Origin of the sequence: Paenibacillus sp. FSL P4-0127, assembly GCF_038007325.1 — a bacterium.
Classification (GTDB): Bacteria; Bacillota; Bacilli; order Paenibacillales; family Paenibacillaceae; genus Fontibacillus; species Fontibacillus macerans.
In genome coordinates this window covers 1,200,647-1,221,966 of sequence record NZ_JBBOWY010000001.1, presented here as the reverse complement: position 1 = coordinate 1,221,966, position 21,320 = coordinate 1,200,647, and the positions used below count along the sequence as shown (strand labels likewise).

Below are 21,320 nucleotides of genomic sequence, written 5' to 3'. Positions count from 1 at the left end.
GAGCGATTGGCGGGTGCAACGACGGATGATCCGGTTGTACTCACACTTGCCGCATACCACCAACAGATCTGAATATAAACCGAACATTAACTCCAATTCATAATTTATCCATGGTAAATCATTGAATAAAATACACAATTATGCTATATTAAAACTATCCGGCCGGTTTATATCAAAGAAGTAAGGAGGTTTAAAGATGAGCATTTTAAAATCTTTAAAACTCACTTTTCCATTACTATTATCCTGTACCTTACTGCTTTCTAACGGAGGAACTGTATTTGCAGAGGGGAGTCAAAATGGGGACATGGAATCGACTTCTGAGATATCTTCTCAATCAACCTCTGTTATTAAGATGTCCCTTGATCCAGAATTAAACAAGAAATTTGCTGAACAACAAGGATATGGCCTGATTCCATTATCGGAGCATCCAGATTTTTTCACTAATTCTGAAACTTATGCCTCCTCTGAATATTAACTTATACAAACAGTTACTGGAGGTGGAACAACTACTGGAGCAGAATCCTATGCAGTTTACAAAATGTATAAGTCTGTAACTAAAGGTGATGACATTATTACTTTTGAGTTTCAATCGAATGCGAAACCAAAATCAGGAATTAGTTTAGTTGGGTTTACAGAGTCTCATTGGATTGGAGAACCTGCATATGAGGTAATAGATTGGTCACCGAAAGGAACAACAAAAACAACAAGTGGCAGCACTATAAAATGGGAAATAAACCCAAGCTATAAAGGTTTTTCTCTAGGGAAACTAGCAGGTGAATTTGGAGGAAAAAATGGTTCAATAACGGGAAATTACCAGGGATTGGATTGAACATTAAAAACATTAGAGAATATGAATTTTCTAAAAAATTGATTTTACAAAGCTATACCGAAAGGGAGTATCTGGATGATAATTTGAGGTATGAAGATATCAAGAAAGTACTCAATATTAATGGCGCCAAAATTGTCGAATCAACAATAACCGAATTTAAACAACAAGTAGATAATACCAACGTAGATAGAAAACTAGTTCTGCCTCCAGACTCTAATCTTCAAGAAGGGTCAATTTATTATGTGCTTTTTTCTTATCTTGAGAAACAAAGTAGCGAAAAATACCATTTTTATACTGATTTAGATGGATCGTCTGGATACCTAGAAAGTTATGGTCAAGAGTTAATAAATGTAAATGGAAAAAACAAAAAAAATACCATTAAGCTAGAAACAAATGTTCCAGTGAAAACCGAGCTATGGTATGACCAAGATACTGGTGTCCTTCTGAAAAAAATTGAGTACTTTAATCAAAATTATGTCCTTCGTTACGAAATCAATTTAGATTCCTTGAAGGAGTAGCTACCTATGAAAAAAAGAATTATCTATTTACTAGCAGCTATTTTTGCCTTAATTGTACTTTTTAGTATCTTTATTTATCCTTCTTTTTATAAATATATGTATATAGAAACTGACAATGGTAAGTTTCCAGTAAGAATTAATGTGATAACTCAAAACGCAGAAATTTTGACTTTAGATGGTTGGTTGGATATTGTAAATTAATAAAGCAATTTCACAATTATATTGAATAAGTAGCATTTACCAAATAAAAAAACAGGTTATTCCTGCAAACAAATGAAATCGAGTGCAATTCATCAAAAAATAGTTTATCCGTATCTGTAAAAAGTCCTTCCTTTCAAAGTGGTTGATGGATAAATAGAATTTCCTCCTTCTCCGTTACAACCCCATAAACAATCGGTCTCTCCTAGATAGTAGCTTTACGATTTATTAGGATAACAGGAGCAGAGAAAGACCCTATCCTCAGCAAACATGGAGGCAGGGTCTTTTTGTATATTCAAAATTTTGATTACATATTTTTTAAATTATTATATATTGACTGTAACTAGACTTCCAGACAACCAGAGGGGAAATGAAAGATAGCTAGTTAATGGGGGGACTTTTTTGAACAAAAAGCTTTATGTCAAGGTAATCACCACGGCAGCCCTGCTTAGCGCCTGCGCGCTGCCTGCCCATGCGGCAACCACTTTCACGGACATCGACGGCTCCTATGCCAAAGATGCGATCGTGAAGCTTGCGGAGTCCGGGATTTTGAACGGCAAGGGCAACGGGAAATTCGATCCGACAGGAACCATTGAGCGCCAGGATTTTGCTATCATCCTCGCCAAAGCGCTGGGACTGGATGTGTCGGCGCCCCCGGCGTCGGCCACCTTCCAGGACGTGCCCGCGGCCAATTATGCCTATAGTGCCGTGGAAGCCGCGGTCAAAGCCGGTTTGATAAACGGCTACGGTAACGGCGTTTTCGGCAATGGCAACAATTTATCGCGGCAGGATTTGGCGGTTATTCTGGTGCGGGCGCTTAGGGTTGATGCGGCCGGTAAAGCGGCGTACCTGAAATTCAACGACGCGGCTTCCATTTCCGGTTACGCCAAAGATGCGGTCGCAGCAGCCGTTGAATTGGGCCTCATCTCCGGCTATCCCAACGGCACGTTTAAACCTGACGGCAGCGCGCAAAGACAAGAGGTGGCTTCGCTCACCAGCAAATTCATCGAAACGCTGGACACTCTTAAAGGCGAGGATTCTTCTCCGGACACGAAGCCTTCCGAAGGTGATACGGACGCATCCAAGCAGCCTGAAACAACTCCTGCGGCAAGCGGGACGGACAGCGGCGGCGGAACTTTGATTGCCGGCCGCGAAAACAGCAATAGCAGCGGTGGCGGCAGTGGTACAAACCGGCCGGATACAACCGCCCCCACGGTCACGGTTGTATCCGCTTCACCGGTGAAGATCGGACAAGCCGTTGCCGTCAAATCCAGCGAAGCCGGCTATGTTTACCTTGTCCCGGCCGCCAAAAATCCGTTGACCAAGGCAGATTTGGATGCCCTGGTCTCCGCAGCATCCGCCAGCGGGGCGGCCGTTTCCGCAGCCGGCGGCATGGCCGAAATCCCTACCTCCGGCCTCACGGAAGGGGATTATAAGGTTTACGCGGTCGACGCCGCCGGCAATGTGTCGGCGCCTTCGGGACCCGTGTCATTGACCGCCGCCCAAGAGCTGCCGCTTGAAATCAAGCTGGCGGAGGGAGCCGCGCTTTATCTGAACAGCGTTCTTTTACCGGATCAGGCTGCCGTTACGATTTCATCCGGGGATACATCCGAATCCGAAAGAGCGGAATACTCCTACAACAAGCGGAATATCAGGGACTTCTTGCAAGTCAAGCGCGGTGAAACGGCCGGAAGCATCAAATACGCTCCGGAAAAAGGCGCCTTCAACGTGAGCGATTCGTCCACCCATGCCGTGATCGCTACGGTTACGCTGAGCACATACTCCGATCTCGTTTCTATTATTCCGTCCAACGACGGGATCATCATGATTCCTGCCAAGGAAGCGACGGAAAACACGGAAGCGTCCCTGTTCTTTAATCTTTGGGAAAACGGCGTCGTGCTCGGCAGTCAGGAACTCCGGATTACGTTTGACGAGACGCCGCCAACCGTAACCGGCAGCACGTATAACGAAGACGGAACGATTAGCTTAACCTTCAGTGAGGATTTGTCGGTTTCGCCGGACTTTGGCGGCATCACGCTTGATTTTTCGGCCAGCGGCGACTTCACGGACGAGGACACGAAGCACTTGAATCCCTTCGGAGATTACACCGTGACGATGCTCAGCCGCCATGAATTCAGAATCGAGCTGAACCCAAGCACGGCTGCTTACCTGAAGCTCCAGAGCCCAGGCAGATTCCGCATCGTCGCAATCGGCGGTTGGGATTTTGCCCGGAATCCCGTGATGCTGTCCGAGCCTGTCTTTATCGATATCCCGGGGGAGGCGGAGATCACGCCGGAGGAAGCACCGAAGTAATACCTGAACGTGATCTTCTTCGTGGAGGCGGAAAACGGGGATATGGTCCGGTTCATGAACCGCCATATCCCCGCTGCTTTATTCGTTCAAAAAGGTCGTCACGCGGTTTTGAATCAATTTTCCCGCTTCCTCCGCGGATTTTTGCCCGCTAAAGAAGGCCAGCGATTCCTCGCCCACGATGGCGATTACCTTCCCGTCGAGCTGCGAATATTGGTCCACTTTATCCAATAGCTGCTGGAACCGGGTGAATTCCTCATCCCCCGCCTTCACGGCTTTTCCGTCAGGCAGTTTGTAGGCGCCTTCCCCGATTTGCTGCTTGATCTCGTCCAGCTTTTGCCCGTTCACCGATTTGAGCAGCGAAAATCCGCTGCGCTCTCGTATAGATTGCGCCTCTTCGGACAGGAGGAAGCTCACCAGCTTCCAGGCTTCCTCCCGGACGGGCGTCTTCGCACGGATGCCAAACTGGGTAAGGGGAATGATCCGCATCGTGCCGGATTGCTCCGCGCTGTGGGGCTTTTGCAGCAGCTGCGGGTGGTCGAAGTACGTATGCGTAACGTTGATTACATCGGCCGGTTCGAATAAGACGGCAGAATAAAACAACTGCTTGCCAAGTTCTGCCGGGTTCCCGGTCATGATGCCGTCATCGTACATCTTTTTCACTTGCTGCAGCAGCGCCACGAATTCCGGCGAATCGAACTTCGCTTTTTTTGCCGCCGAATCCACGTACGTCCCGTAGCTGTCGACCACCATTTCCTGCGTCAGCATCTCCGGCGGGTAGTCCGCCATCGCATAAATGCCTTCCTTGCCCTGCGTCAACGTCTTCGCAACATCGGCAAAATCCTGCCAGTTCCAGGTCCCTTCCTGGATGCCGGCGTCTTTCAACACCTCGCCGTCGCCGATAAACGCCCTCAGGCCAAAGCCGGCCGGAACAGCGTACAGGCCGCCGTTTTCCTTCATCGCCTCCAGCACATTCATTTGCACATCGTCCGTGTTCACGGTCTTATCCTGGCTCAACAGCGAATCCATGTTCAAAAGCAGGCCCTTTCCGACATAATCGCCCACCGGCAAGTTGTCGAGCTCGAACACGTCAGCTCCTTGCCCTGAGAGCAACTCCGTATTGATCGACTTCCGGTACTCCTCCAAATCGCCGGGCTTACTCTCTTCTCCGGCTTGCTTGTAAGCCTGGACGTTCAAATCGATGTCCGGGTATTTCGCTTCAAACTTACGCTCCAACGCTTCATAAAAGGGAGTCATTTCCTGAACCGATAAGGTCAGCCGGGTTTTGCCCCCTTCCTCGACAGGCTGCTCTTTCTTCCCGCTCGTCTCCGGCCCTCCGCCGCCGGCTCCGCAAGCGGTCATCGCCACCGAAAGTATTAAAGCTCCAATTAGTGTCATTGCCAACCGTTTTTTCATGGGATATACCTCCTTGTTCTCTTCGCATCTTTATTTAAAGTCCGTGTTCAAAAAGTCAGGTTTTCAACAAATTTATTGCAAACGAATCTGGTTGCCGTCCTGCAACGGCTCGCTGCTTTCCAGGATAATCAGGTCTCCTTCATACAGGAGATCCGCCGGAATCATCGTTTCCCCTTCGTTCACGGCGCTCGTTTCGATCGGCACCTTGCGGGCCACAAACATATTTCCCAAAGCGCCCAGCTGTTCCTCCACCTTGAAAATAAACCGCTTTTCTCCGTCGCGATGAACCGCTTCGTTCGGAAGCACCCAGCCTTTGTCGGAGGAAGCCTGCTCCAGCTTGACCGAAGCCTGCTCACCCCCTTTCAGGCCGGAATCGGCCACATGGATGCGCAGCAGCTTTTGCGGCACCGCCTCCAGCGTTCCGGCAGCGTTCTCCGACGAACCGTAGCTCCGCGACCCCGCATCGGCCATTTCTTCGATCGTGCCCTCCAGCCTGTACGCCGGCCGATCGGCGACCTGGGCAACCTCAACTTCGATGTTCTGCCCGGCCCTGGTCCCGAGACGGCCGATCAGCGGCCCGTCGACGGCAATCTCCAGCAGGTATCCCGCGCTGCCGCTCGATACCACCACATCCGGCAGTCCGGCCGAGGCCAAGCCCTCCACCGCATTCACTTCCTTAATCACCCCGTCAAACGGGGCCAAGAGTTCCCGCTCACGCTTTAACTGCTCCCGCAGCCCCACGATTTTCCGCTCCTGCACCGAGAGATCGAGCTTTCGCGTTTCCAACTCGCGTTTAGTCGTACGAAGGCCGGCTTCGTCTCCGCTAACCGTCGCCTGAATAAATTGATCCTGAACGTTTTGCAGCGCGATTCGTTGCTTCTTTAGCTCTGCGAGCTCATCCTCAAGCTCACGCTCGGCGGCGGCGCTGTCGTAAAGCACAAGCTTCTGTCCTTTCTTAACCGCTTCGCCTTTCTTCACGAGCACTTCCCGGACCTTCCAGCCCGCCGGATTCGCCAGCTCCGCCTGCTTTGCCGGCTGCAAGATCCCGCTGCCCTCCAGCTTGTATGTAAGCCCCCCGGCCACCGCCTGTACCGTCCGGACCTTCGGTAAGGTCACCGATTGGAGCGTGTTGCTGAAAAACGTGAAAAACAGCAGCCCCCCCATCAGCAGCATAAAGACGGTAAAAATCAGTTTTTTTCGTTTACGATCAGCCTGCTCTTTCGTTAACTCCATCGTTTTGCATCCCCCCCTTATCCCTTGATCCCGGACAACTGCACGCCTTCGATGAAATACGTCTCCGCGTAGAGGAACAACAGCACCATCGGAGACATGTACAGCATGGATGCGGCAAAAGCCGTCCCCCATTCTCCGCTTAATCTCGATAGAAAGACCGATAAAGGCTGCTTGAGCGGGTCCAAAAAGATCAGCGGCTGCTCGACCATATTCCAATAATCGACGAACAGCAAGACTACCAGCGCTGCCAGTCCCGGTTTGACCATCGGCAGGATGAGCGTCAGGAATATCCGCAGATGGCCGGCGCCGTCCATTTTGGCGGCTTCGATGTAAGCGTAAGGGATATGCAGCATGAACTGACGCAGCATGAATACCCCGAACGCGGCGAACACGCCCGGCAGGATCACCGCTCCCGGGCTGTGCAGCAGTCCCAGCTTATCGGCCATGATATAGTTGGGGACCAGCGTCACCTGAAAGGGCATCAGCATCGACAGTAAATAGACCAAGAAGAGCGCGTCACGTCCGCGAAACCGCAGTTTGGAGAGCGCATAGGCGGCCATCGCCGCCACCGCCGTTTGTCCGGCGATGATCGGCAGCACCAGTCCCGCGGAATTCCAAAACATCACCAAATATTTCGGGGTATACACCAACAGCCGGCCGTACTGCTCCAAGGTGACCTGGTCCGGCACCCATTTCAGATTGACGAAGGTTCCGGCACCGGTCGAAGTCACCTCCGTGAGCTTTCCGATCTCCCCGTAATTGATCTTCAGCTCCTGTTCCGTCATCAGCGAATTGGTGAACGTAATGACGACCGGGAACAGCAGCAGCAAGCCGATCACCCCCAGGAACGCCGTCAGCAGAGCTTTTTGCACCGCTTTGATCACTTGCACGCCGTCCACCTCCTATTCGTACAAGTTCCCTATTCCATAAACTTCCGGTAGCGGCGCTCCAGCCCGAACAAGACCAGGACGATCGCCAGGATGGCGGCGACCATCAGCACCGCCGCGGCCGTCAGCTTCTGAATGTTCAGCGAAGCAAACATGTTGTTCATGTAGTGCTGCAGCATGTAGATGCTGTCATGCGGATAATCGCCCGCCAGCAAATACGTCTCCCGGAACACCTTAAACGAATTGATGATCGATATGATGACCACGAAAAACGTCGTCGTCGTTAAGTAAACGAGCGTGATGCCCAAAAACTGGCGAAAGGGTCCGGCGCCTTCGACCCGGGCGGTTTCGTAGTAATCCTGCGGAATTTGCTGCAGGCCCGCCAGGAACAAAATGACGTTGTAGCCAACGTTCTTCCACAAATACACGACGATGACTACATACCGGGCGGCGGGGGTTTTCATCCAGTCCACGCGCTGGATCCCGAAATGGCTGAGCGCATAGTTCAAAGCGCCGTTCCAGTCGAACACCACCTGCCAGATGATGATGACCGAGGCGACCGGCACCACCAGCGGCAGCACGTAGGAGGTGCGCAGCCACTTCCGCAGATAGATTTGCCGGTTCAACAGCAGTGCCAGTCCCAGCGACAGCACCAGCATCAGCGGGACGCCAAGCGCGCTGAAATAAAACGTGTTGGCCGCCGCTTTCCGGAACGAATCGCTGGACAGGAGCTCACGGTAATTCGCCAGGCCGACGAAACTTCCGCCGGAAGTGCCGCTCATGAAGGAATACATCAGACTCATCCCGAACGGAATCAGATAAAACACCGCAAACCCGGCCGCGCTCGGCGCCAGAAACAACCACGCCGCCGCCCCGTCCCCGCGCAACGGGCGGGCGAGGCCCAGCCGGGTCAGGCCGTTCGGCGCACGCAAAAAAACCCACTTCTTCATCTTCCAGTCCTCCTGCATTCATGCCTTTAAGCATAGGGCAGACTTTTAAAATCAAAAGTGGGGTAAATCTTAAATTTTTCTTAACTCGATGTCGAATCTTGAATTCAGCCGGGCGGGGCATCTGCTTTCATAAAACCTGCTTTTTGAACATGTATTTAAGTTCCTAACTTCGGCAAGCGCACTTCAAACTGCGTGCGGATGATGTCGCTTTGCGCTGAAATGGAGCCCTCATGCTGTTCGATGATATTTTTGGCGATGAACAGGCCGAGGCCGGTGCTGCCTCCCTGATGCGTCCGCGCCCGGTCGCCGGTAAAAAACATCTCAAACAGATGCGGCAACTCGTCCGGCGGAATGGAGTCCCCGTAATTGATGACGCGGATGACCGCATTCCCTTCTTCCATCCGGCCGTGGATATCGATGTACCCGCCGTCTTTGCCGTAACGGACGGCGTTGGACAGCAGATTCTCGAACACGCGGGCCAGCAGGTCCCCGTCGCCGGAGATCGTCAGCTGCGGGGCGAGGTCGAGGCGGACGGTCAGCTCGTTTTTTTCGAACAGGGGGTACAGTTCTTCAGCCAATTGGGTCAGCAGTTCGCCGAGGTCAATCGGCCCCCGGTTCAGCTTGAGCTTGCCGTAGTTCATCCGCGTGACCTCGAACAGCTCGTCGATCAGCTTCTCCAGCCGCTGCGATTTGGTATAGGCGATGGAGGTGTAATGTTTCATCTGTTCGGCGGTCAAATCCTTGCCCTGTAGAATGAAGTCCAGGTACCCGATCACGGAGGTCAGCGGCGTTCGCAAATCATGGGCCAGGTTGAGCACCAGCTGCTCTTTGCTGGTTTCGGCAAAATCGCCTCGTTCCACCGCATGCTGCAGCTTTTCGCCGGCCAGGTTGATGTCCCGCGCGATATCTCCGAGTTCGTCACTCGACGGGACATGGACCCGGTAGCTGAAATCGCCCCCGGCCAACTGGTTGATTCCCCGGGAAATTTCCCGGAAATAAGCGACGTAACGCCGGGTCAGCAGATAGAAGTAAAAAAACGAGATCGGGAAAAAAATAATCAAGAACACATTAATATCGCCGATATCTCTGATCGTTTGGCGGATTTCGAACATCGGGTCTTCGCGTAACAACGTATGGTAATACTGCCGCAACGCCAAGTAGATTAGAACAGTAGTACCGGCGGACAGCAGCATGCTTAGTCCGAACAGCTTGATCATTTGAAAGCGGAAACTGCGGAATTTGAGTTTAGCCATCGAACGTGTACCCTACCCCCCATACGGTTTTGATCAGCTTGTTTTTGTATTGTTCCTCTCCCAGCTTCTTGCGCAGGGTGCGGATGTGCACCATCACCGTATTTCCGCCTTCGTAATAAGCCTCGCCCCACACCTGCCGGAAAATATGCTCCGAGCTGAACACCTTCTTCGGATGGCTGGCCAGCAAATATAAAATATCGAACTCCTTCGGCGTCAGTTCGATCCGCTCACCGTACAGAAATACGGTCCGCTCCTCGGGATGGATGACGAGCCCGCCAGCTTCCAGCACGGGAATGCCCGCCTGCGCTCCCGCCGACGGGTTAAGCTGAATGAAGCGGCGCAGCTGCGCGTTCACCCGGGCCACCAGTTCCATCGGGTTAAACGGCTTGGTCATGTAATCGTCCGCGCCGCGAACCAGCCCGGTAATTTTATCGAGGTCACTGGCCTTGGCGCTCAGAAAAATAATCGGCAGATGGTGCCGCTCGCGAATTTGCCGCGTAGCCTCGTACCCGTCGAGCCTCGGCATCATGATGTCCAGAATCGCCAAATCGACCGGCTGCGTCCGCACGGCGTCAACCGCCTGCTGCCCGTCGGATACCTTGATGCAGCGGTAGCCCTCTCTGACCAGATGCAGCTCAATCAGATCGGCGATCTCCGCCTCGTCATCAGCAATCAGAATCGTGATTGGTTTCATCGCTTGGCTCTCTCCTTTTCATGGACAGCATAACCGAGATCAGCCTGCGATTTCAAATGGTATTAGTGATAATCATTTACTACTTCCGTTCTGTTTTTCATTGATAGTTTCGTTGGTTGCATTTGTTTTGTTGTTAATAGAGTGGTTTTTTGGAAAAAAATAAATTTATATTAATGATTAGCGAAGAGCTGGGGAGATTCGGGCTTGAATGTTGTGGAGAATTGAAACTCGGCAGACAGTTTCATTTTTTACGGAAAAGGCGAAGAAATAGCTGCCAACCGGTTAGAGGATCAGGAGATGACCGTACTGTCGCTTCACCTCCTGAAGAACTGTTTGATCTACATCAAATCCAGCGTGCTGACTAGGGGGAGTACCAGCGAAGCTGACACCTTCTCTAGTCAATTATATTGACCATTGTTTAAAAGATGGCTATATTTATGATATATTCCCAAAATTTATCAGAGGTGGTTAGTTTGAATGATACAACCACGATTCTCGGAGCGCTGGAGCAATTTTCAAAACAGAATGGGTTAAATATTAGTCAACTATCCAAGCAGGCCGGATTGAATACGGGCACGATGAGTGCTATTTTACACAGTCAGAGAGTGCTTTCCGTGCATCAACTTGACCGGATTACTACGGTGATGAATCTCCCCGATGGGCATTTTTATGAGCAGTACATCCAGGAGTGCTTGAATGAAGTGGCGCCGAATTGGCGCAGAATCAAACCTTTCTTGTACCGGTGCGCAGAGTTGGACAAGCTGGATTGCATTAAACAAACCGTAAATCTATTGCTGGATAACCTTGTATATTCATCTCCCTTATTTGAGGTAGCGGAAGATTTAATTGCGCAAGGAAAACGGATGGCAGCAGCGATTCTTTACGAGAGTGTAGCGCTAAGCGAAAAAAGTCAGCATTCAGAGCGGTTGGCTTATTGCCAGTACAAGTTGTTCCTAACTAGACTCGGGTCCGATCAGGAACAAAACTACCGGGCTGCGATCCAGTTTGAGCCTTTCGTGGAGCGGCTTGATGAAATCGACCAACTGGATGCATTGAAGAATTTGGCGGACACTTATCGTTCTTTGCGTCGCTGGGATAAGGTCTATAAAATTTGCATAAAGTTAAAGCAGCTGGCTAAAATTCAGTACTCTTTGCCCCACTCCCGGAAAAATAATAACCAGGACATTGTTAAGAAACTGCCTAGACCATTATTTTTTTATGTTGCCTTTAGTAATTTGCTAATAAGTAACACTTATTATGAACAAGGAGATTATGAATTGGCTTTGCAAATACTCAGCGAAGCTGCTGATTTAGCATGGGTTAAAGAGGCGGATAAAGATACACTATACTGGAGGAACCTGTTCCAGGAATGGACTCAAGCGAATATTTTATTGACCAAGTTAATGGCTGGCAATATAGAGTTGCTTCCGGAATACGTGAATTACTTTGAAAAGAAGGAAAATGAAATACTTACGGGTTTATGGAATATCATGATAGTAGCTAACCGTTACAAGATTAACGTCGATCATGTCCTTACTAAGTTTGAAACCGTGTTATCTAATGTCCTGGAACAGGAAGAAAACGAAATCTATAACCAACAAAATACCGATAATAAGCTCGTTGGTTTGCTGTGTGAATTAGCCGATTATTACTTATTCAGAGAGGATTATGAACAAGGCTTTAAATCATTGATGCATGGCCTGAAAAAATCTACTATGATAAATAACGAAAGCTCTATGCTTCGGTGTATGAGATTGTTTGAACGTTTTAGAAACGTTGCGTCGGCTGAATCGAAAGTAGAGTATCATCAATTAGTGGAAATGGGGGAAGGCCATGAAAAAGAATGTTCTGTACGCCATTAATTTTCTATTCGTATTGGTGATAAGTGTAGGAGTAAGTGCAGGACCACTTATGGGGACGCTCGACTTTCATGTTGGAGGGTAATTCGAATCTCTACCATGATTTTTAGATGGCAAGTCGCTATAATTTACATATCAGCTAAAACCACCGGATTCCACACAAAGCTCGGTGGTTTTTCTGCCGGAGGCGGGGGAATCAGGAATGATAAGAAGTATCGGGATTGTCAGGCCACTTGATGAGCTTGGGAGAATCGTTATCCCTATTGAATTACGCCGTTTTATTGGGATAAGCCAGGGCGATACCATAGAGTTTTTTATTGACAATGCATCCCAAAGAATCATGATGCGCCCGTACCGGACACAAGAGTGCCTGTTCTGCCAATCGATGGAGCAGCTTATATACTTCCGGGAACGCTTCATTTGCGCGGCATGCTTACAGGAACTGTTCCCTGAACAGCAAGCAGGGAGTCAACAATCGGCTAACCTGGAAATTGCGGTGGTGTTAGAAAATCAAAGCAATCTAGACGCAGGAGCTGCACGGCGGCCCCGGCAAAAGACGAGTGAATTAATCCGAAAGCTCAATGAAGTAATGGCTATCTATCCATCTGAAAATCAATCCAAGTGGGCGGAAAGGATCGGAGTTTCGCCGTCGAGAGTCAGTCAACTACTTCGTGCTATGAAATCAGCAGAGAGCTAATAGAAAATGTATGTTTGAGACATACATACGAACGTATGCTATGTAACCCGGCTGGAATGGAAGCGAATATTCATCAACGGAAAGGCGTTCCTGGAACATGGGGAACGCCCTTCTTTAAGTTTCTCTGGAAATGGAATAAAAAAAATCGTATAACCAAACCAACGGACCAAATATGGCCAATAGTATGTTGTAGCCATCATTTACCGAAGTATTTACAACAATAACGAAAAACGGAATTAAAACTAACCAAAATCGAAATGATTTCATTAAAAAACGAATGGACTTCATTATTTATACCTCCAATTTACATTTGACCTAATATCGAATTGTCTAACTGGCTACACAAATATTATACAGAAGTTAAATAAGACCGTTGTAACAACTGTTACTTCTCGCTGAAAACGATGCAGAATTGGCAAGAAGAGATCGTGAACTACCATCCTGTCGCTGGACAAACGCAACAGTCGAAGGGCTCTATAATCGCATCAAGGTTTATCGACGTCGTCATTACTTCACAAGACACTATGGGCGCTACAAAACCGGCATTCTTGTTGAATGTAACCGATCGTGGCAAGAAATATCGGCAGATCAACATCCACTGTCCAGACGCTTTGCACGATTATCCCATTTGATCCGGAAGCAGAGAGGAAGATAAATTCAGGAGAAGAAAATAGGTTTGGGAGAAGCAGCATGTTCGAGATCGCTAGACAGGTTTGTAAGAAGGAGATTTATGGAGAAGTAAAGCAGACCTGACGGGAGGAATGGGGCAAGACACCGAAAAAAATGAAAGGACCGTGATTAGCCTCACCCTCTCCCCTCTGAATAAAAGGGATAATTGTGCAAAGCAGCATGCAGGGGTACCAAGACACGAACGCTATAGACAGCCACCTCAGAGCCAAAGTCATAATTTATTTTGTCAAGCACTGATCTCGGTTTTGAGTCCCTTTTTCCGCTATTAATTTTAATTGGTGCTACGCCAGGGGTCTTACTATTTTCTTAGCCCCACAACAGTTGCTTTAGTATACAATCTTCCATTTACCGTCGATTTTCCTTACTTCGAAGGTATGATCTGTCTCCCAACCATCCATATTTATATATGTCGATACGTAATAAATCTTCTTGTCTATTTTTGAAGAGCCTTTAATTTTGTACTCGATCAATGGATCGCTGTATACACTCTCTTTGTACGTCTCAAAATATAATCTACTTTTACTGTTTTGGATATACAACATTTGATAGGCGTCTTGAGCATTTTTCTTTTGAACTAACATTAGATAGTGATTAACTGCTTTTACAGGTTGTGGCGTCCCGCTCCAATCAATCGTGTACACTCCAAATAGAAGAATTATGAAACCTAAAATAATTAAGTTTCTTTTCCTTAAAATTTTCACCATTTTGAAAATTTGCCCTTTCTCGTTGCTATCATGGTAAATATATTCTGTAATCAATATTGTACCATAATATTCCTTCATTGGGAGAGAGTTGCTCGTGAAAGGATTTAAAAGAAGAGTAGTAGCTACAATTGCATCTGCTTTAGTGGTATTTTCATTGGCTGGACCTATTCCTGCATCTGCCAATGACTCATTCATCCCTCGTGACAATAATTCTCGTTTGACAGGGAAGGCCGGTTGGTCGGCAGATTAACATCCGCTGTCCGGACGCTTTGCACGATTATCCCGTTTGATCGGGAAAAGGACCTTGATTAGCCCCTCCCCTCCACCCCCTGAACAAGAGGGATAATCGTGCAAAGCAGCATCCAGGGATACCAAGACATTTATTTTGCCAAGCACTGATCTCGGTTTTGAGCCTCTTTATTTAAAGAAAATTGGTGAAGGTGAATATATTCCGATAAATGAAGACGTTGATATCTTTAGAGAGGAAGCTAATCAGGGATTTGTAAATTTATTTTTATTGGCATCTAAATCGTAGCATAGATTGTTTTATTTTTACTCCAAAAAGGGGCTGGCCGAAGTGATGATACTTCGGTCCGCCCCTACACTTGGTTCGAACAGTTCAGCTTTTGAAGTCCAACGTTTTCCGTAAAAAGGCTACATTCAGCCCTGTGGTATCCGGCAGGACAACGTCCGCCCCCGACGCGGTGAGCGCGGCTTCCTCGCCGATGCCCACTGCGGTCATGCCCGCTGCCTTAATCGCTTCGATCCCGGCCTGGGCGTCCTCGACGCCGATGCACGCCTTCGGCGGCACGCCGATCTCCTCGGCTCCGCGCAGGAACAGATCCGGGGCGGGTTTGCCCCGCTTAACCGAATCCGGCGGCACCACGTAACTGAATAATTCCGTGAGCTCCAGAGCGTGGAGAATCTGCGGCGCGTTTTTGCTGGCCGACGCGATGACCGCCGGAATCCCCTCGCGCTGCATTTCCAGCAGCAGCTCACGTATGCCCGGATACGTATCCTCCGGTTTCAGGCGCTCCAGCAGTGAAACGTAATGCTCGTTTTTCCGCCTCGCCATGTCCTCTTTTTCCTCCGGCGTATAAGCATCCGCCTTCCCGCCGTGAATAAGAATCCGTTCCAGCGATTCCATCCGGCTGATGCCTTTAAGCTGCTCGTTAAACGCCCGGTCGATGGCGATGCCCAGTTCTTCGGCAAGCTGCTTCCAAGCGATGAAATGATACTCGGCGGTATCGGTGATCACCCCGTCCAAGTCAAAAATGACCGCTTTCAATTCCATATTGTCCAGAACACTCCTATCCACTTTTTTCAATAGTACCCCACGTTGGATAAATCCAATAGAATTTCCAGCTACCAAACGCATTTTGAGCTCTTATTGGAAAAATCCAATAGATTTTGCCCGAATGGCGCCGTTTTGCGTCTGCTGAACCTCATCTGTTGGAAATATCCAATCTGGGCATTGTATTTATGACTGAATTTCCATTCTATTGGATTTTTCCAATCAGAACGTTGGGCCGGGCGGTGAATTTTAAGGATCGGCGCCAGGTGGAGTTTTTTAGTGAAAAACGCCCCAAATCATCGAGCATCTTCCCTCTCCTCCCCTCACCTCACCTCCCCTCTTCTTCCTTCTACTTCCTTCTACTTCCCTCTACTTCCCGCCAACTTCCCACTCGATCCAAGGCTCGTCGCTTTCCAGGCGCTCCCCGTTCAGCTCCAGCACCACGCGCCATCTTTCATCATTGCGTACGGTGACTACACGGCCCTGCCCGTCCGTTCCGGGCCTGATCACGATATCAAACCGGACGCCGGCGATGTTCAGCCCGCTGAGCTTGCATTCGCGGTCATGCCAAGCGGCCGGCAGCTGCGGGTTTAAGCGCAGCACGCGCCGGTGCGCCTGCGGCCGGACGCCGAAAAATCCGCGGACGACCGGCACCGCCAGCGCGTAAAGGGTCCAGGCCTGCACCACGCAACCGTAGTCCGGGGACATCTCGGAAAAAGAGCCGGGCAGCGCCGAGGAGAACGTGCGCAGCATCCGGCGCAGCAGTTCCAGCGCCTCGTCCGGGTGCCCGTTTTCCGCTTCGGCCACGGCATGGACGCCGGTTGAAATCGTCATCGTCCCCTGCTGGAGGATGCCGGACAGATAGGTGCCATACTCGCCGACAAAAACGTCCGACCGCATCGTTTCCAGCGCTCTGGCGGCTTTGTCCGGATCGGCGATGCCCGCCTCCATCGGCGTGACGATCACCCAGTTTTTGTTCAGCAGCCAAGGGATGTCTCCTTCCTGGCCGGCGGTGTCCTGAAGGATCCGCTCCATGTACTCCCCGTACCCGGCAACCCCGTGTTTCTCCGCCAGGGACACCATGGCCTCCCGCTTGGCCGCGACCATTTCGCGGGGCGCTACAGCGTCGGCGTACAAGCCATCCGCTTCGCGCCAGAAAACCCGATTGACGGCCTCGGCCGCCCGCTCGGCCAGCTCGCCGTATTTCGCCGACCGCTCATGCTCGCCAAAGAACCCGCTCATGGCGGCCATCGCCCGCAGCGCTTGGGCGGTATAAACGGCGCTGTCGATCAGCTCCATGTTGAGCCCGGCGATTTCGATAATCCCGTAGCCGGAAGGGAACAAATCACCGTCGGGGTCCATTTCCCCCAGCAGCCAATCGATCCCTTTCACACAATAGCCATAGTGGCGGCGCAGCAGCGCTTCATCGCCGGTCCATTGAAACAGCTCCCACACAAACGCGATATAATGCGCAGTCTCCTGGGTATTGCCCGGATTGGCCACCGCCCCCAGCGTCGTGATCTCATGCACGACTCGCCCGTTGCCGTTCGTTTCCTCCGACTTTTTCAGCAGCAAATCCAGCGTATCCTTCGCCAGCACGGGGTCGCCGATGGCCAACACGCCCTGCAGCGCATAGGTGCTGTCGCAGCCGAACCACCAGGGATACGTCGGTCCCCCGGCGGTCAAGCCGCGGCCCAGCCCGTCGACCGTCTGCACCAGCCACTGATTGTTCCACTTGGCCCAGGCAAAAGCTTCGTTCAATCCCGGTTCGCCCTCGATTTCCAGGTTGGCCCTTTCCGCGATTTCCCGGTACAACGCCTGTTTCTCCGCAAGCAGCGCTTCATGCCGCTGCGAAATCAGCTCGTAGGAACGGTCGCACTCCTCCCGCGAGGTATACGAACCGGCCGCAAACAGCCGGAAATCGAACGTTCCCCCCGCCTGAAGCTCCACCTCCGCGGCAAAAGCGATCCCGCAGCCGGCCCCCGCCGTAAATTCAGGTCCGTACAACTCCGGATCGGCTTCGACTGCGGTCCCCGGCAGGTCTGTCCCCACCCGCACGAACCACGAATTATCCTGATCCTTGACCAGCACCTGGCGATCCGCGATCTCCACCGGCACGAACCACGAATTATCCTGATCCTTGACCAGCACCTGGCGATCCGCGATCTCCACCGGCACGTCCTGCTCCCCGTCCACGACGCCGGCCTGCTCCGAAAACCAGACCGGGCGAAGGTCCGTCCGCACGAGCAGCTCCAACCGCAAACGTACGGGCTGCCCGGCATTGGCAAAGACGCGGTAATCGGCGACGAACCCTTTTTCCCGTTCCGGCGCGAATTGGGAACGCTCGATGGAAACCGGAATATGGCCCAGCCAGTGATCGTATTCAAAACGGCCGCCCCAAGGCTCACTCACAAAAGCGTCGGCTCTTGCCCAGACGGAAATGCCCCGCTCCAGATCCGTGACCTTCAGCCAAAAACCGTCCAGCAGCTTGATCGGATGCAGCCACACGCCCCCCATCTCGCCCGCGAGATGATGGCCGAAATCGGGGAAATACCCGTCCTGCGAGCCGCAAATTTTGACGTATTCGCCGCCGTGATAATAAAGATTAAGTGGGTGTCTGCTCGTTAATCGGCTCATGAACTTCCTCCTTGATATAAATCAGCCTTTAATCGCCGAAGAGATGGAGATGCCTTCGATAAAGTATTTTTGCGCGACGAAAAAGACGATCAGCGCCGGCAGCATAATCAGGATCGTAGCCGCCATCAGCATGTTCCATTCGACATTGTAGAGCCCCTTGAACATCGAGAGGCCCAGCGCCAGAGTGTATTTTTCCGTGGAATTCAAATAAATCAAAGGTCCTTGGAAATCGTTCCATACGCCCATAAAGGTAAAAATGGCTACGGCGATCAGCGGCGCCATGGACAACGGCAAAATGATGCGCAAGAAGATCTGCATCCGGTTTGCCCCGTCCACAAACGCCGATTCGTCGAGATCGCGGGGGATAGCCCGCATAAATTGGCGGATCAGAAAGATATTAAACGCCCCGCCCCCGAAAAAGGACGGCACGATCAGCGGCAAAAACGTATCGACCCAGCCCGCTTCCTTGAACATGATAAACATCGGGATCAGCGTCACCTGGGAAGGCAGCATCATCGTCGCCAGCAAAACGAGAAACAGCGTTTTTTTCCCTTTGAAGCGGAATCTGGCGAAGCCGTAGGCGCATAAAGCCGCCGAAAATACGGTTCCGATCAGCACCGGGATCAGAATGATCAGCGTGTTGAGCAAAAAGGTGAAAAACGGGATCGCCCGCACGGCGTCGGCATAATTGCTCCACAGCCAGGTCGTCGGGAAGAAGTTGTCTTTAAACACCTCGGCCGGCGTTTTTAAAGAAGTAAAAAAAGTCCACAGCAGCGGAACGATGACCACCGCCGCTCCGGCAATCAGCACCAGCTGGCTTACGATCCCGGATATGGTTATTTTTTCGAGCCTTTGTTCCATTTGCTTGCGCCTCCTTTAATCCTTTTCGTCGTCGCCCTGGTAGTACACCCACATGGAAGAGCTGCGGATGACGAGGAGCGTGAAGACGAGGATGATCACGAACAAAATCCAGGACAGCGCGGAAGCGTAACCCATTTCATAATCCTGGAACGCTTTGTTGTACAGATACAAATTGTAGAACAGCGTCGAGTTGAGCGGCCCGCCGTTCGTCATGACAAAGGCCTGGGTGAAATACTGGAATCCGCCGATAATCCCCATGATCAGATTAAAAAAGATCGTCGGCGAGATCATCGGCAGCGTAATGCTGGAAAAACGGCGCAAACGGCCCGCCCCGTCAAGTTCGGCCGCTTCGTACATTTCTTCCGGAACCCCTTGCAGCCCGGACAAATAAATGATGATCGTATTGCCGATCCCCCAGATGCCCATGACAATCAGCGCCCCCAGCGCGTAGGAAGGGTCCTGCAGCCAGGCCGGGCCCTGGATGCCGAACAAGGCCAAAGCCCGGTTCAGAATCCCGTATTCCGGGTTAAAGATCATCACCCACATCATCGACACGGCGACCGCCGGAATGACCGAAGGCATAAAGTAAATCAGCCTGAACAGCTTCATGCCCCGGCTTCGCATGTTCAGCAGCATCGCCGCGAGCAGGGAGAGAATCTGGTACAGGGGCACGGAAACAAGCGCAAACACAAAGGTCACTTTTAAAGACTGGTAAAACAGATCGTCCTGAAAAATCGCCCGGAAATTATCCAACCCGACCCATTCGATCGATTTGACCCCGGTGATGATGTCCCATTTGCTGAAAGCCAGCAGCAAGGAGAACAGCATCGGACCGATGGTGAACAGCAGCAGTCCGAGCAACCAGGGAAGAATAAACAAGTACCCGGCGCGCTCCGATTTTGAATTACGCATGGAAAAACCTCCTTGATGAGACGCCTACTTGATTTTACCGTCCACATTTTTGGCGGCTTCATCGAGCGCCCCCTTGACATCCTGTTTGCCCAGCAAGATTTTCTCCAGCGCCTTGGTGAATTCCTCGACGAACACCGGCCCGTTGGCGGAACGCATTGTGACCGGCTTTTTCGCGTAGCTCATCATTTCGATCACCGGTTTGTCGGCTACTTCCGCCTCCTTCACCTGATCCAGTTCGGCGACGGTGGCGGGCAGCACCTTGCTGTTCTCCGCGCGCAGCTTCTGGGCGTCGGTGCCGGACAGCCATTTCACCAGCTCGTAGGCTTCCTGCTTATGCTTGCTGGCGGCGTTGACGGCCCAGCCGGCGCTGGCGATGATGCTCGTTCTAGTCCCGTCTTCCCCTTTGGGAATCAAGGCCGATCCGTATTGTACGTCCGATTTGTCCAGATCCCCTTTGATCCAGCGTCCGGTCACCATCATCGCCAGCTTGTCGGTCATGAACATCGAAGAGTCTCCGCCCATCGTTTCCGTATCCTGCGGCGTCGGGGAGACGCGGCCTTCTCCTTTGGACAAGGCCACGTATTTTTCCAGGGCGGCCACGGTCTTGTCGCCGTTCATGTAGCCTTCCGCTTGGGTGCCGTCCTCGTTGGCGATGTCCGTTCCGTAATCCCACAGATAGGTGTAAATCGGATATTCCCATTTCGTGGCGTTGAAGCCGAATTGCGTATATTTGCCGCCGTCTTTTTTGGTTAGTTTCTGCGCGGCGGCGATCAGGTCATCCCAAGTCCAGTCGTCCGTCGGATACGGGAGCTTCGCTTCATCGAACATCCGCTTGTTGTACCACAAGGCCAGCGGATTGAAGTCTTTCGGCAAATAATACTGCTTGCCGTTAATCTTCATGTTGTCGATCAGGTCCTTCTGGAAGATGTCCAGGGAGAAGGAGCTGTCGTTCTTCAAATAATCGTCAAGCGGTTCAATGACGCCCTTATCGACATATTTGAAATAATCGCCTTCACCGATCAGGAACACGTCCGGGGCCTGCCCGGCGGCCAGCGAAGTGGTCAGCTTCGTGCCGTAGCCGTCGCTTGGAATCGGTTCGAATTTAACCTGGATATCCGGATGCGCCGCGTTGAATTCATCCGCCAGCTTCTGCTCGTTGGCGCCGGCGTTCACGTCTCCCCAGACGGAGAAGGTCAAGTTTACTTTTTCTTTCCCGCCTTCCGCGCCCCCGCCGCCGGAAGCGCCTTTTCCGCCTCCGCATCCCGATAAAACCAGCGCCGCAACCATAACCAAAATAACTGCTGCCGACCATTTTCTGTTCATTTTTAATGACCTCCCTTAATTAGCCTGTAATCAAAAACCGTTGATTCTGCCGAAA

The 21,320-nt window shown here is 51.1% G+C and carries 19 protein-coding genes and 2 pseudogenes; 9 read left to right on the top strand and 12 right to left on the bottom strand.

What is annotated here, in order from left to right; translation table 11 throughout:
- The first annotated feature begins 196 nt into the window (after positions 1-196).
- From NYE74_RS05445 to NYE74_RS05425, 5 genes are all read left to right on the top strand, one after another.
- On the top strand, positions 197-475 hold the full coding sequence (locus NYE74_RS05445) for a hypothetical protein (RefSeq protein ID WP_124332378.1): 279 nt from the start codon (positions 197-199) through the stop codon (positions 473-475).
- A gap of 63 nt (positions 476-538) precedes the next feature.
- Entirely contained in the window at positions 539-829 is a 291-nt protein-coding gene (locus NYE74_RS05440) for a hypothetical protein (protein WP_316561039.1), read from the top strand.
- Positions 826-1,347, top strand: a complete 522-nt coding sequence (locus tag NYE74_RS05435; RefSeq protein ID WP_316561038.1) for a hypothetical protein — start codon at positions 826-828, stop codon at positions 1,345-1,347. The genes NYE74_RS05440 and NYE74_RS05435 overlap by 4 nt, the downstream gene beginning before the upstream one ends.
- A gap of 6 nt (positions 1,348-1,353) precedes the next feature.
- Positions 1,354-1,548 carry a hypothetical protein gene (locus NYE74_RS05430; RefSeq protein WP_036618907.1) on the top strand — a complete coding sequence of 65 codons (195 nt, stop codon included), beginning with the start codon at positions 1,354-1,356 and terminating at the stop codon, positions 1,546-1,548.
- Between the two features lie 399 nt (positions 1,549-1,947).
- Complete coding sequence (locus NYE74_RS05425; protein WP_124332375.1) at positions 1,948-3,858, top strand: S-layer homology domain-containing protein; 1,911 nt, start codon at positions 1,948-1,950, stop codon at positions 3,856-3,858.
- Between the two features lie 78 nt (positions 3,859-3,936).
- Here NYE74_RS05425 and NYE74_RS05420 read toward each other — a convergent pair whose 3' ends face one another.
- From NYE74_RS05420 to NYE74_RS05395, 6 genes are all read right to left on the bottom strand, one after another.
- Positions 3,937-5,271: an ABC transporter substrate-binding protein gene (locus NYE74_RS05420; protein WP_124332374.1), complete on the bottom strand. Its 1,335-nt coding sequence runs from the start codon at positions 5,269-5,271 to the stop codon at positions 3,937-3,939.
- Between the two features lie 72 nt (positions 5,272-5,343).
- Positions 5,344-6,504, bottom strand: a complete 1,161-nt coding sequence (locus tag NYE74_RS05415; protein WP_124332373.1) for an efflux RND transporter periplasmic adaptor subunit — start codon at positions 6,502-6,504, stop codon at positions 5,344-5,346.
- Positions 6,505-6,521: 17 nt separating this feature from the next.
- Positions 6,522-7,394, bottom strand: a complete 873-nt coding sequence (locus tag NYE74_RS05410) for a carbohydrate ABC transporter permease (RefSeq protein WP_124332372.1) — start codon at positions 7,392-7,394, stop codon at positions 6,522-6,524.
- Positions 7,395-7,423: 29 nt separating this feature from the next.
- Entirely contained in the window at positions 7,424-8,341 is a 918-nt protein-coding gene (locus NYE74_RS05405; RefSeq protein WP_124332371.1) for a carbohydrate ABC transporter permease, read from the bottom strand.
- A 155-nt stretch (positions 8,342-8,496) separates the two neighbouring features.
- The gene (locus tag NYE74_RS05400) at positions 8,497-9,594 is read right to left on the bottom strand and encodes a sensor histidine kinase (RefSeq protein WP_124332370.1); all 1,098 of its coding nucleotides are present in this window, start codon (positions 9,592-9,594) and stop codon (positions 8,497-8,499) included.
- Complete coding sequence (locus tag NYE74_RS05395; protein WP_124332369.1) at positions 9,587-10,288, bottom strand: response regulator transcription factor; 702 nt, start codon at positions 10,286-10,288, stop codon at positions 9,587-9,589. Before NYE74_RS05395 ends, NYE74_RS05400 begins: the two co-directional genes overlap by 8 nt.
- 195 nt (positions 10,289-10,483) lie before the next feature.
- Here NYE74_RS05395 and NYE74_RS05390 point away from each other — a divergent pair.
- From NYE74_RS05390 to NYE74_RS33260, 4 genes and pseudogenes are all read left to right on the top strand, one after another.
- Positions 10,484-10,648: pseudogene (locus NYE74_RS05390) on the top strand (Tn3 family transposase); the annotation flags it as partial.
- A gap of 113 nt (positions 10,649-10,761) precedes the next feature.
- On the top strand, positions 10,762-12,150 hold the full coding sequence (locus tag NYE74_RS05385) for a hypothetical protein (RefSeq protein ID WP_036618892.1): 1,389 nt from the start codon (positions 10,762-10,764) through the stop codon (positions 12,148-12,150).
- A 199-nt stretch (positions 12,151-12,349) separates the two neighbouring features.
- The gene (locus NYE74_RS05380) at positions 12,350-12,844 is read left to right on the top strand and encodes an AbrB/MazE/SpoVT family DNA-binding domain-containing protein (protein ID WP_051985193.1); all 495 of its coding nucleotides are present in this window, start codon (positions 12,350-12,352) and stop codon (positions 12,842-12,844) included.
- Between the two features lie 392 nt (positions 12,845-13,236).
- Positions 13,237-13,409: pseudogene (locus NYE74_RS33260) on the top strand (transposase); the annotation flags it as partial.
- Positions 13,410-13,860: 451 nt separating this feature from the next.
- Here the strand turns inward: NYE74_RS33260 and NYE74_RS05375 are convergent.
- From NYE74_RS05375 to NYE74_RS05350, 6 genes are all read right to left on the bottom strand, one after another.
- Positions 13,861-14,421: a hypothetical protein gene (locus NYE74_RS05375; protein WP_036618890.1), complete on the bottom strand. Its 561-nt coding sequence runs from the start codon at positions 14,419-14,421 to the stop codon at positions 13,861-13,863.
- Positions 14,422-14,857: 436 nt separating this feature from the next.
- The gene (gene pgmB / locus NYE74_RS05370; RefSeq protein ID WP_036618888.1) at positions 14,858-15,532 is read right to left on the bottom strand and encodes a beta-phosphoglucomutase; all 675 of its coding nucleotides are present in this window, start codon (positions 15,530-15,532) and stop codon (positions 14,858-14,860) included.
- Between the two features lie 369 nt (positions 15,533-15,901).
- Complete coding sequence (locus tag NYE74_RS05365) at positions 15,902-18,169, bottom strand: alpha-L-rhamnosidase-related protein (RefSeq protein ID WP_316561240.1); 2,268 nt, start codon at positions 18,167-18,169, stop codon at positions 15,902-15,904.
- A gap of 21 nt (positions 18,170-18,190) precedes the next feature.
- On the bottom strand, positions 18,191-19,030 hold the full coding sequence (locus NYE74_RS05360; protein ID WP_316561239.1) for a carbohydrate ABC transporter permease: 840 nt from the start codon (positions 19,028-19,030) through the stop codon (positions 18,191-18,193).
- Between the two features lie 15 nt (positions 19,031-19,045).
- A complete protein-coding gene (locus tag NYE74_RS05355; RefSeq protein ID WP_316561238.1) occupies positions 19,046-19,942 on the bottom strand; it encodes a carbohydrate ABC transporter permease in 897 nt (298 codons plus the stop codon).
- A gap of 24 nt (positions 19,943-19,966) precedes the next feature.
- Positions 19,967-21,265 (bottom strand): ABC transporter substrate-binding protein, encoded by a 1,299-nt coding sequence (locus NYE74_RS05350; protein WP_316561237.1) that lies wholly within the window; start codon positions 21,263-21,265, stop codon positions 19,967-19,969.
- Positions 21,266-21,320: the final 55 nt, after the last annotated feature.